At 65.8% G+C, this 12,031-nt stretch carries 10 protein-coding genes; 3 read left to right on the top strand and 7 right to left on the bottom strand.

Annotated elements, in window-relative coordinates; all coding sequences use genetic code 11:
* Positions 1–37 precede the first annotated feature (37 nt).
* The 7 genes from BHU06_RS18935 to BHU06_RS18905 form a co-directional block, all read right to left on the bottom strand.
* Complete coding sequence (locus BHU06_RS18935) at positions 38–1,090, bottom strand: branched-chain amino acid ABC transporter permease (RefSeq protein ID WP_083293316.1); 1,053 nt, start codon at positions 1,088–1,090, stop codon at positions 38–40.
* A gap of 2 nt (positions 1,091–1,092) precedes the next feature.
* Entirely contained in the window at positions 1,093–1,977 is an 885-nt protein-coding gene (locus tag BHU06_RS18930) for a branched-chain amino acid ABC transporter permease (RefSeq protein WP_070400778.1), read from the bottom strand.
* Positions 1,974–3,941 carry a long-chain fatty acid--CoA ligase gene (locus BHU06_RS18925; protein WP_070400777.1) on the bottom strand — a complete coding sequence of 656 codons (1,968 nt, stop codon included), beginning with the start codon at positions 3,939–3,941 and terminating at the stop codon, positions 1,974–1,976. Before BHU06_RS18925 ends, BHU06_RS18930 begins: the two co-directional genes overlap by 4 nt.
* Positions 3,938–4,735 (bottom strand): ABC transporter ATP-binding protein, encoded by a 798-nt coding sequence (locus BHU06_RS18920; protein ID WP_070400776.1) that lies wholly within the window; start codon positions 4,733–4,735, stop codon positions 3,938–3,940. The genes BHU06_RS18925 and BHU06_RS18920 overlap by 4 nt, the downstream gene beginning before the upstream one ends.
* A gap of 78 nt (positions 4,736–4,813) precedes the next feature.
* On the bottom strand, positions 4,814–5,575 hold the full coding sequence (locus BHU06_RS18915; RefSeq protein WP_070400775.1) for an SDR family NAD(P)-dependent oxidoreductase: 762 nt from the start codon (positions 5,573–5,575) through the stop codon (positions 4,814–4,816).
* A gap of 26 nt (positions 5,576–5,601) precedes the next feature.
* Positions 5,602–6,840 carry a thiolase family protein gene (locus BHU06_RS18910; protein ID WP_070400774.1) on the bottom strand — a complete coding sequence of 413 codons (1,239 nt, stop codon included), beginning with the start codon at positions 6,838–6,840 and terminating at the stop codon, positions 5,602–5,604.
* Positions 6,841–6,960: 120 nt separating this feature from the next.
* Entirely contained in the window at positions 6,961–8,028 is a 1,068-nt protein-coding gene (locus BHU06_RS18905) for a CaiB/BaiF CoA-transferase family protein (protein WP_070400773.1), read from the bottom strand.
* A 135-nt stretch (positions 8,029–8,163) separates the two neighbouring features.
* Between BHU06_RS18905 and BHU06_RS18900 the strand changes: the two genes are divergently transcribed.
* From BHU06_RS18900 to BHU06_RS18890, 3 genes are read left to right on the top strand one after another with little or no spacing between them, the layout of a single operon-like run.
* Positions 8,164–8,952 carry an enoyl-CoA hydratase/isomerase family protein gene (locus BHU06_RS18900; RefSeq protein WP_083293315.1) on the top strand — a complete coding sequence of 263 codons (789 nt, stop codon included), beginning with the start codon at positions 8,164–8,166 and terminating at the stop codon, positions 8,950–8,952.
* Positions 8,953–8,966: 14 nt separating this feature from the next.
* Positions 8,967–10,193 carry a phenylacetate--CoA ligase family protein gene (locus BHU06_RS18895; RefSeq protein ID WP_070400772.1) on the top strand — a complete coding sequence of 409 codons (1,227 nt, stop codon included), beginning with the start codon at positions 8,967–8,969 and terminating at the stop codon, positions 10,191–10,193.
* Positions 10,194–10,216: 23 nt separating this feature from the next.
* Positions 10,217–12,001, top strand: a complete 1,785-nt coding sequence (locus tag BHU06_RS18890; RefSeq protein WP_070400771.1) for an acyl-CoA dehydrogenase — start codon at positions 10,217–10,219, stop codon at positions 11,999–12,001.
* Positions 12,002–12,031 lie beyond the last annotated feature (30 nt).

The following is a 12,031-nucleotide window of genomic DNA, read 5'->3' as shown; positions in this document are numbered from 1 at the left end:
GTCCTCCAGCGCAGCGGACGGCCGCGAAGATCCGGCATCAGTAGGGGTAGGGCCACATCCGGTAGGAACGCTTGAGGATGTTCCAGCGGTGCATCAATCCACGCGGCTCGAAAATCAGGAAGCCGGCGATGATGCCGCCCAGGAAAATGTTCATCGCGGCGAAGACCACGTCGCCGCTCAGGAAGGAGAAGCTCTCGACCAGCGAAGGGCCCACGCTGGTGAAGGATTCCTGCGCAAGCCGGATGACGAACACGCCAATCAATGCGCCCGTCACCGAGCCCATGCCGCCCACGATGATCATGGCGATGAACCAGATGGAGTGGATCAGGGTGAACTGGTCGATCGAGACGAAGCGCACGTAGTACGCCCACAGCCCTCCCCCGATGCCCGCGTAGAACGCACCCAGCAGGAAGGCCAGTGCCTTGGTGCGCACCACGTTGATGCCCATCATGCCGGAGGCGACATCGTCATCGCGAACGGCGGCGAAGATCCGACCGTGCCGGCTGCGGGCCACGCCGTAGGCGCCGGCGATCATGATGCAGGCGACCACCAGGCACAGGTAGTAGACGCCGGTGTCGGTGTCGAGCACCAGGCCGAACAGCCGGGCCGCTTCGACCGTGATGCCGTTGGAGCCTCCCAGCCAGGCCGCGGGCATGTTCAGCACCATGAAATGGAACAGGATCTGTGCCGCGATCGTCGTCAGGGCCAGGTAGAAGCCCTTGATGCGCACGGCGGCCAAGCCGAACACCAGGCCGAACAGAGCCGCGCACACACCGCCCGCCGGCAGCGCGAGCCAGAACGGCAGGCCGCCCTTGGTTGCCAGCAGCGCGGTGGCGTACGCGCCCACTCCCATGAAGGCCGCCTGGCCCATGTTGATCTGGCCGGCCAGGCCGGTGTTGATCTGCAGGCCGATCACCACCACGGCGGTGATCAGCATCGACGTCATCACCGCCACCGCGCGGGCGTCGGCGACGAAGGGCAGCGAGAACATGGCCAGCACGAACAGGACCAGTGTCACGGCCTGGCGGCGCGTGCGCACCAGCGCTTGGTCCTGGGTAAACGAGGTCGCGAAGACGCCTGCGGGATCCATGCTCATACCCTCTCAATGGTTTTCCAGCCGAACAGGCCGGTGGGACGGATCAACAACATCAGCAGCATGATGATGAAAGGGAAGACCGAGCCCAGCGCCCCGCCCACCAGGGGATCGAGGTAGGCCGATGCCAGCCCCTGGATGACGCCGACCAGAATGCCGGCCAGCAGCAGCCCGGCCAGCGACTCCAGGCCCGCCAGCAAGGCCACCGGCAGCGCCGCCAGCCCGATGTCGGAGCTCATCATGTTGATGGAGCGGCCGCTCAGGTGGACCATGGCGCCCAGCGTCGAGAGCGCGGCGCCCAGCATCCAGGCGAAGGCGATCGAGCGCTGCACCGAGATACCCATGGACATGGCCACCTGGTGGTCTTCGGCCACGGCCGTCATCGTCAAGCCCATGCGGGTCCGGTTGAAGAACCAGGACAGGCCAAAGCCGAAGGCGATAGTCAGCAGGCCGCCGTACAGCAGCGAGCGGGAGATGACCACGTCACCCAGGATGATGGGTTCGATCGGAAAGATGATCGGGAACGCGCGCACCTGGGGGCCAAAGAACACCAGCACGATGCCGCGGATCAGGATCAGCAGCCCGATGGTCACCATCACCATCGAGAAGACGGATTCGCCCACGAGGCGAGCGAAGAAGATCCGCTCGATCATCAGCCCGAAGATCGCCGCGCTCGCGAAGGCCACGGGCAGACCAAGCCACATCGGCATGCCCATCTGGATGATGGTCCACCACACCATGTAACCACCGAAGACGACCAGCTCTCCCTGCGCGAAGTTGAACACCTTGGACGCGCGGTAGATCACCACGAAGCCCATGGCCATCAGGGCGTAGAGAAGACCGGTCAATGCCCCGTTGATGAGGTAGTTCAGAAAATCGCTCATGCAGGCCTCCTGCGCTGGGGTTCGGTCGAGGTGTTTGCACCGGATCCGTCGGCATCGTGAATGAACACGTTCGCGTTGAAGTTGCTCCGGCGTCCGTCCTGGTAGGTCACGGGGATGTCGATCCGCACCTCACGGGAGCCGTCGTACAGGCCCTGGATCAGGGCGCCGTAGCGCTCCTCCAGGAACTCGCGCCGCAGCTTGCGCGAACGCGTCAGCTCGCCTTCGTCGGGATCAAGTTCCTTGGGGAAGTTGGCGAATCGCTTCACCCGCGCATGCGCAGGCAGGAACTGGTTGACACGCGCGATTTCCTGGCTGATCAGGGCCGCGATCTCGGGCCGCTGCGACAGATCGGTGAAGGTCGAGAAACCGATGCGCTTGTCTTCGGCCCAGCGCGACAGCACGGCCATGTCGATGTTGATGAGCGCGGCCACGAAATCGCGCTGCTCATCGCCCACGGTCATGATGTCCTTGATGAAGGGGCTGAAGCGAAGGCGCGTCTCGACGAATTGGGGCGGAAAGGTGTCACCGCTGCGCAGCCGCTTCAGGTCGGACAGCCGCTCCAGAAAGACCAGCTCTCCTCGCTCGGTCCTGGTCACGGCATCGCCGGTGTGGAACCAGCCGGCCTTGACCTTGGACTCGACCGAGCCCTCCCGTCGGTAGTAGCCCAGAAAGGGACTCCCACCCCGGATCTGGAGCTCGCCGTCGGAGCTCACCCGCCATTCGAGCGGTGCGCCCGCCTGCGGGTGCGCCTGCATCCAGTGCCCTACGGTTTCCAGATCGAAGCGCTCGCCCTGGTGGCAGGTGAGCAGGCCAGTTTCGGTGGAGCCGTAGATGTTCCGCAGCGGCACGCCCATGGCGTGGAACATGCGAAACACGTCGGGCGCCATGGTGGCCCCCCCGCAACTGGCGATTCGCAACCGGGTCAGGCCCAGTTGGTCGCGCAACGGCCGCAGGACCAGGGCTTCGGCCAGGGGGAACTGCAGGCGATCCAGCCAGCCGACCGGCTTGCCATCCAGGCGGCCGACGTGGAAGGCATGCCCCACCTTCAAGCCCCATTCGTACACGGCACGCCGCACCGGCCCGGCGTCCAGCATGTGAGCCTGCACCGACGAGGCCATGCTTTCCCATTGGCGCGGGGCGAAGGTCATGGCCTCGACCGCCAGTTCCCGGATGTTGGCCAGCACCTGCTCGGGGCTTTCCGGGAAGTTGACCACCATGGGCAAGCCCAGGCCCATGGAAATCCCGTTGATCTGCTCAGTGGCCCAGGCCGGCGCGATGTAGCTCAGGTACTCCATGCCCGGCTGGGCATCGGTGGCCTGGATCAGGCGCTGCGCGTTGTCGATCAGGAAGCGGTGCGTGAGCACCACCCCCTTGGGTTTGCCGGTGGTGCCCGAGGTGTAGGACAACACCGCCACATCGTCGGGCGTGCCCTGCGCCACCAGCGAGCGGTACAATTCAGGGGCCTGCGCATCCAGCTCGCGCCCTTGCTGCTGCACCGCCCCGAAGGTGCTAAGGACGGGGTCCTTGTAGGACCACATGCCCGTGTCGTCCCAGTACACGATGTGGCGCAGCAGCCCCAGTCCGTCCTTGACCTCCAGGCCCTTGTCCACCTGTTCCTGGTCCTGAGCGAACAGGCAGACCGTCTCACTGTCTTCCAGCAGGTACCGGACTTCCTCCGCCGTCAGGTCTGGATACAGCGAGACCACCTTGCAGCCCAGCGCGTGCGCCGCGAATTCGGCCCAGTAGTGCTGCGGCTCGTTCTCGCCCATGATGGCCACGGTGGCGCCGCGCTGCACGCCCATGCGGTGCAGCCCCAGGGTCAGCTCCAGCACATGGCGCTGCACCGCCGAGAAGCTGTACTCGCGCCAGATGCCGCGCTGCTTGTGGCGTTGGGACAGCCGATCGGGCGTGGCCTGCGCACGGCGCTGCAACAGCTGCGGCAGGGTTTCGATCTGGAGCTTCATGGCCCGTCCTCCCCGAGATAGGCCTTCATGACGGCAGGATCGGCCTGGATCTCCTTGGGGGTTCCTTCGGCGATCTTGCGGCCGAAGTCGAGCACCGCAATGCGGTCGGCCAGGTCCATCACCACGCCCATGTCGTGCTCCACCAGTACGACCGGAATGCGTTTGGCCTCGCGCACGTCTAGGATGAAGCGCGCCAGGTCCTCTTTTTCCTCCGCGTTCATGCCCGCCATGGGCTCGTCCATCAAGAGGATGCGAGGATCCTGAGCCAGCGCCCGGCCCAGGTCGACGCGCTTGCGAAGGCCATAGCCGAGGCTGCCCACCGGGGCATGGCGGATGGCCTCGATTTCCAGGAACTCGATGATTTCCTCCACCACTTCCCGATGGGCCACCTCTTCGCGCCGGGCCGCGCCAAAGTAGAAGAACGACTGCGCCAGGTTCGTGCGCATGTGCAGGTGGCGGCCCACCATCAGGTTCTCGACCACCGTCATGCCCGAGAAGATGTGCGTGCCCTGGAAGGTCCTGGCCAGGCCCTGGCCCGCAACCTCGTGCACCGCCATCTGGCGCACGCTGCGCCCGCCGAGCGTGATGTCACCTTTCTTGGGGCGGTAGAAGCCGCTCAGGCAGTTCATGAGCGAGGACTTGCCCGCGCCGTTCGGGCCGATGATGGCCAGCAACTCGTCCTTGCGCACGTCGATGGACACGTCGTTGAGCGCGACGATGCCACCGAACTGCAGCAGCAGGTTGCGGGCCGAGAGCACGACGTCGTCGTGGTGGGCAGGGTGGGCGGCCGTCATGCCGAATGACCTTTGCCAGGTTGGATCATGTCCATCGGGTCTCCTTGTTCAGGTCGTGGCGCGCTTGCACGATGGGCATCAGAGCCGGGCCCCGCCGTCGATGCTTAGCGTGGTGGCATTCAGGTAGGCGTTCTCCACCACGTGGCAAACCAGGGCCGAGAACTCCGGCGCCTGCCCCATGCGGTTCGGGAACAGGATCACGTTGTCGATGATGTTTTGCGCCACCTTGGCCGGCATGCCGGCCGACATGCCGGTCTCGAACAGGCCGGGCGCTAGCGCGACGACGCGCACCCCGTGCGACGCCAGGTCGCGTGCCACCGGTAGCGTCAGACCCATGACAGCGGCCTTGCTCGCGCTATAGGCGGCCTGCCCCATCTGCCCCTGCCAGGCCGCGCCGGACGATGTGTTGACGATCACGCCACGCTCTCCATCCTCGTTGGGCTCGTTGGCCGCCATCGCACGTGCGGCGTGCCGGATGACGTTGAAGGTGCCGGTGAGGTTGACGCCGATCACTCGGTTCCAGAGATCCAGCGGAAAGAGCTCACCCTTGGACAAGGTCTTGCACGGCCCCAGGATGCCCGCGCAGTTCACGGCCACGTGCAAGCCACCGAAGGTGTCGACCGCAAACGCCACGGCGGCCGCCACACTGGCGTCGTCGGCCACATCCACTTTCAGGGTGTGCACGCGCTCGCCCAGCGGGGCCATCTCGCGTACCAGGCGTTCTTCGTCCAGATCGACGGCCACCACTTGGGCGCCTGCTTCGACCAGGGCTTTGCAAGTCGCCAGGCCGAGGCCTGATCCCGCGCCGGTCACCAGCGCTACCGTGTTCTTGATGTCCATGTTGCTTGTCGCTTTGGGTAGGGCGCTCAACGCGCCAGGATGGTGATGCAGGCCACGGCTTCCTCGATGCCCTCGAGGCCCCCGCCGTTTTCTGCCAGGGCGATGCGCGCGCCTTCTACCTGCCGGGTACCGGCTTCCGCGCGCAGTTGAGTCACCAGCTCGTGCACCTGTGCCAGCCCCGTCGCGCCGACCGGATGCCCCTTGGACTCCAGGCCGCCAGAGGGGTTGATGGGAATGCGCCCACCGATGCGGGTGTCGCCCCGCTCGGCGATCACACCGCCCTGGCCGAACTCGCAGAAGCCCAGGTTTTCGGACTGGATGATTTCGCCCATGGCCGTGGCATCGTGGACTTCGGCCACGGAGATGTCGTCCGGCCCCACACCGGCCAGTTCGTACGCCCGGCGGGCCGCCAGTGCGGTGCAATGGCTGGCATGGTCGTCCTCGCTGCGGTCCGAGCCGCTTTGAACGAGGGCTGCCAGCACCCGGATCGCCCGGCGCGTGTCGATGCCCAGCCGCTGGAGCGCGGACCGGCTACACACGATGACCGCAGCGGCGCCATCCGACACCGGCGAGCACATCGGCAGCGTCAAAGGGTAGGTGATGGGCGGGGCGCCCAGCACGTCTTCGATGCTGTAGGCCACTTGGTACTGCGACAGCGGGTTGTGCACCGAATGCGCGTGGTTCTTGGCCGAGACGGCCGCCAGCTGGCGCTGCGTAGTGCCGAAGCTGCGCATGTGGGAACGGGCGAAGGCCGCGTACACATCCATGAACACGCTGTAGGGCTTGGGCGAAGTGGAGCCCTCCGGCACCACCACGTCGCGCCCGAGCAGCATCAGGTTTTCGCGAATCTCGCCTGCCCTCGACAGATCCCAGGCGCTGTCGAAGACCGAGAACATCTTCTGCTTGTCCGCGGTGAACATCTTCTCCGAACCGATGGCCAGAGCCACCTCGCCGGCACCGGAGCGGACGTGGTTGCACGCCAGCACGAACGCGGACGAGCCGCTGGCGCAGGCGTTTTCTACGTTGACCACCGGAATGCGGCCGATCCCCATGGCACGCAGGGCGATCTGCCCGCGGATCATGTGCTGACCATCCATGTGGCCCTGCGAGGTGTTGCCGAAGAAGGCTGCCTGCAAGTCCTCCCGCCGGATCCCGGCGTCCAGCAACGCCGCCTCAGTGGCCTCGCGCGTCAGCTGCTTGATGTCCTTGTTCAGATGCCGGCCAAACGGGGTCATCCCCACACCAACGACGTAGATGTCTTCCAACGCGCTTCTCCTGTACTGGATCGATGGTTGGCGCCGCATCAGCGCCAATCTACTATAAATAAAAGTGATTTACTATATAGTCAAATTCACGCAAGCCGCCTAGGGAAATCCCGAGGCTGATCAGGCCCTGGTGGCGCGGTCCGCCAGCGCGGCGAAGCGCAGCCCTCTGACGGTCTCGACATCGCCCGCCGGTGTCACGTGGTAGAGGCCACGCGCCACGTTGTGAGGGTGCCTGGCCGCCTCGGCCATGTTCAAGACCGGCGCGTAGCAGGCGTCTGTGCCTTCCAGCAACTGCGTCCAGTGCGCACTGGGCCGCGATGCAAAGAGCGCCGCCATGCGCGCCTTCAATGCAGGCCAAGCGGACCGGTCCATCTGCTCGGACAGCACCACGTCGCTCAGCCCGAGCCGCTCCAGCAGCAGTGCGTAGAACGGTGGCTCGATCGCTCCCACGGTGACGTAGCGACCATCGGCGCAGAGGTAGCGGTCGTAGAAGGGCGAGTCATGGAACACACTCGGCACGCCTGCATCGAAGCCGCCCGCGGCGCTGACGAGCTGTACCAGCGGCGACAGCATGGCCAGCACATCCACGATGGCGCCATCCACCACGCAGCCCTGCCCGCTCGTCCTGGCGGCCAGCAGGCCCGACACCATGCCCAGCGAGAAGCCCAGTGCGCCCGCCGCATCGCCGAGCACCGTGGGAGGCAATATGGGCGGGTGGCCGGGGCGCTCCGTCAGCGCCATCAGGCCCGTGAGCGCCACGTAGTTCATGTCGTGGCCGGCGGCCTGGGCCAGCGGTCCGTCCTGTCCCCAGCCGGTCATGCGCCCATATACCAGGCGCGGGTTCAAGCGCCCGCAGACGCCGGGCCCCAGGCCTAGGCGTTCCATGACACCCGGCCGGTTGCCCTCGATCAAGCCATCGCTGGCCGCGACGATCTCCAACGCGCGGTCCCTGTCGTTTTCCTGCTTCAGGTTCAGAACCACCCGACGCTTGCCACGCGACAGCAAGCCGTCCTCGCGCGGCGTCATGTCCTTCGGCAAAGCGCCAGGACCCGGACGAGCCACGACCGTGACATCCGCGCCCAGCTGCGCCAGAAACAGGCCGGCCAGCGGCCCCGGGCCGATGCCCTCGAACTCAACGATCCTGATCCCCTTCAGCGGAGATCCCTGCGATGCAATCGGTGGATTCATGTCGACCTTTCTGTTGATCATTTTTACTGTAAAGTAAATTGAACGACCATGCAGTAATGGAATCCCCTGAGAGCCAAACCGACCCTTGAATCGCAGAATCCGCCCATGAAGAACCAAGCCCAGGAAATGGAAACGATGCCGCCCGCCGCTGTTGCCGCGGAAGTCCGCCAAGGTGCGATGTGGATCCGCCTGAACCGGCCGGACGCGATGAACGCCCTTACGCCCGAAGTGCTCGGCGGCCTCGATCAGGCCTTGAACGACGCCGAGAAGAACCCAGACGTGCGCGCGGTGGTTCTCACCGGCACGGGCCGGGCTTTTTGCGCCGGGGCCGACCTCAAGTACGTTCGGTCGCAATCGGATCTGGATCTGGACGGCCCGCGCCGCTTCCTCGACACCGTGCTGGCCACGATGAACCGGCTGGACAGTTTCCCCAAGCCGGTGATCGCCGCACTCAACGGGCTGGCCCTGGCGGGCGGCCTCGAGCTGGTGCTCTGCTGCGACCTGGTGCTCGCCGTTCGCGGCGCCAAGATCGGCGATGCCCACGCCAACTACGGTTTGCTGCCTGGTGGAGGGGGGTCGGTGCGCCTGCCCCGCATCATCGGGGCCACACGCGCCAAGTACCTGCTGTTCACCGGCGACTTCCTCACTGCGGAAGAACTGATGGAGGCCGGCCTGGTTAACCAGGTGGTGGCCCCTGGTGAACTGGAAACGGCCACCCAGGCGCTCGTGGACAAGATTGCCGCCAAGAGCCCGCTGGGCCTGAGGCGCATGAAAGCGCTGGTCGACGACGGCCTGCAACAACCCATCGAGACCGCGCTGCGCCTAGAGCTGCTCGCCTCGGAGGTGCATGCGCACAGCGCCGATCTGCGCGAGGGCTTGCTGGCCTTCGAAGAGAAGCGCTCACCGCGGTTCACCGGCCAGTAAGGGAGCGCCGGGCCATGACGCATTCCCTCCCATCCGATCGTCTCGGCGCGCTGCGCGCGGCGCAGCAGCACGCCTTCGAGCGGGCGCCCGCCATCCGCGAGATCTACGAGCGCGCGCGCATGACGCCACAGGACATCCGCAGCGCGGCGGACCTGGCGCGCCTGCCCGTCACGAGCAAGGACGCGCTACTGGAGCGCCAACGCCGGGCGCCGCCCTTTGGCGGCTTCCTGACAGTCGATGAAGCGGCGATCCAGCGCATCTTCGTGTCACCCGGCCCCATCTACGAACCCCAGTTGGTGGACGACCAGGACGGCCACGGTTTCGCCCACTGCTTCCAGCGCGCAGGCCTCGGCCCGCAGGACCGAGTGCTGAACACCTGGTCGTACCACCTGGTGCCCGCCGGCGTGCTGCTCGATCAGGGCATCGCCGCCACAGGCGCCACCGTCGTCCCCTGCGGCCCAGGTGGCGCCGAGCAGCAGGCCCAGCTGATCCTGGAACTGGGCATCACCTGCATCTGTGCCTCCACCGCCTTCTTTCTCACACTGATCCGGACCCTGGAGAACATGGGACACGCGCTGCCGTGCGCCTGGAAGCTCAAGTCGGCGTTCCTCGGCGGGGAGATGGGCGACTGGATGGGCAAGCGACGCGCGCTCGAGAGCCGGTACGGCATCAAGATCTTCTCCGCATACGCCACCGGTGACTTCGGCCTCATCGGCTACGAAGAAGCGGACGAGGAAGGCTACACCGTGCAACCGGAAAGGTTGGTCCAGATCTGCGACCCGCAAACCGGCGTTCCCCTGCCCTTGGGTGAAACCGGTGAAATCGTGGTCACCACCATGAACCGTGGCTGGCCACTCGTGCGGTTTGGCACCGGCGACGTGGCCAGCGGACGCGCCGCCTCAGCGGATGGTTTCGTCAGCCACATCAACCTTCTGGAAGGCCGGGTCGGACAGGGTGTAAAGGCCCGGGAAATCTTCATCTATCCGCGCAACGTCGAGGAGGTGTTGGCGCAGGTTCCGCCTATCCAGCGAGCTCAAGTGGTGGTCACGAGCCAGCAGCATCGCGAAACGATCACCTTGCGTGGCGTCTTGAACCCAGGCGGAGAGGCGGCAATGGCCGAGAAGGCTCTTCACGAGATCTTCAAGCAACGCACCCGTTTGAAGCTGGACGCTATCGAATGGATATCAGCCGACGATCTGGCCGTTGATGCCCCCTTGCTGGTCGATCGGAAGCACTCCTAGTGCGGGGATACAAGGAGTAAGCGATGTCCGTTTACACCGCGCCTTTGCGCGACATGCTGTTCACGATGAAAGAAGTGGGAGGCCTGGAGGCGATCTGCGCCCAGCCCGGCCATGAGGAGACCACGCCTGAATTGGTCGAGGCAATTTTGCGGGAGGCTGCCAACTATGCCGCTGGCGTGCTGGATCCGCTGAATCGTCCGGGCGACGTGCAGGGCGCGCGCTGGAACGATGGCGAGGTCACGTCTGCCGATGGATTTCGCGAAGCCTGGTCCAGCTTCTGCGAGAACGGCTGGATCGGCATGCCGGCCTCCACCGAATGGGGCGGCCAAGGCCTGCCGACGCTGGTGTCCACCGCCGTGCTGGAGATGTGGAAGTCGTCCAACCTGGCCTTCAGCCTCTGCCAGATGCTCACGCTCGGTGCCGTGGAGGCGATCGCCCACCACGGCAGCGGCGCCCTCAAGCAGCGCTTTCTCGAGCCGATGATCGCAGGTCGCTGGACCGGTACCATGAATCTCACCGAACCGCAGGCCGGATCCGATCTGGCCGCGCTGCGCAGCCGCGCCGTACCCGAGGGGGATCACTACCGCATCAGCGGCAACAAGATCTTCATCACCTGGGGAGAGCACGACATGGCCGAGAACATCGTGCACCTGGTGCTCGCTCGCCTGCCCGATGCGCCGCCGGGCGTCAAAGGCATCTCGCTGTTCCTGTGCCCGAAATTCCTGGTCAACGGCGACGGCTCCCTGGGTGAACGCAATGACCTTTCCTGCACTTCGATCGAGCACAAGCTGGGCATCCATGGCAGCCCCACGGCGTCCATGAGCTTCGGCGAGCGCGGGGGCGCCATCGGCTATCTCGTCGGTGAGCCGCACCAGGGGCTGGCCTGCATGTTCACGATGATGAACCACGCGCGGTTGAATGTGGGGCTGGAGGGCGTGGGCGTTTCCGAGCGCGCCTACCAGCATGCTCGGGCCTATGCGCTCGAGCGCGTGCAGGGCAAGCCGGCGCTGGCCGTCAGCGGCACCATCGCCGGCCACCCCGACGTGCGGCGCATGCTGATGGACATGAAGGCGCGAACCGAGGCGATGCGCGCGCTGGCCTATTTCTGCGCCGGCCAGATGGACCGTGCCGCCGGTCACCCCGACACCCAGGAGCGCGCGCAGGCACAGGCCCTTGTCGGCCTGCTGACGCCAGTGGTCAAAGGCTGGTGCACTGACAGCGCGCAGGGCATCACCTCCGACGGCGTGCAGATCCATGGCGGCATGGGCTACGTCGAGGAAACCGGTGCTGCGCAGTACTTCCGCGACGCCCGCATCACGACGATCTATGAAGGCACCACGGGCATCCAGGCCAACGACCTGATTGGCCGCAAGCTGGCGCGCGAGGGTGGGCGCACGCTGAAGGCGTTACTGGCTCGTATCGACAGCGATGCGCGCCGGCTGATGGATGCGCGCGACCCGGAACTCGAGCCAATCGGGGATGCGCTGATGAAAACAGCTCATGCCCTGGAGGAAAGCGCTGATTGGCTGCTCGTCCACAGTGATGCGCAGTCGCAGGATTGTGCCGCAGGCGCAGTACCCTTCCTTCGACTGGCGGGCACCGTGATCGGGGGCTGGCTGTCGGCGCGCATGGCTGAGGCCGCGACGGCGCAACTGGCGGCGGGCGCTGGCGATGCGGGCTTCCTGAGTGCCAAGCGCATCACGGCCAGTCACTACGCGACGCACGTCCTAGTGGAGGCTTCCGCGCTGCGCGACATCGTGATCAATGGAGCGGCCAGCACGTTGGCATTGTCGGACGACCAGCTCTGAAAGATGAGCAGACGATGAACGATCAGAACG

Origin of the sequence: Hydrogenophaga sp. PML113 (assembly GCF_001777155.1) — a bacterium.
Taxonomy (GTDB): domain Bacteria; phylum Pseudomonadota; class Gammaproteobacteria; order Burkholderiales; family Burkholderiaceae_C; genus Hydrogenophaga; species Hydrogenophaga borbori.
Note: the sequence above shows the minus strand (reverse complement) of the source record. Positions and strands in the feature narration are given on the sequence as shown.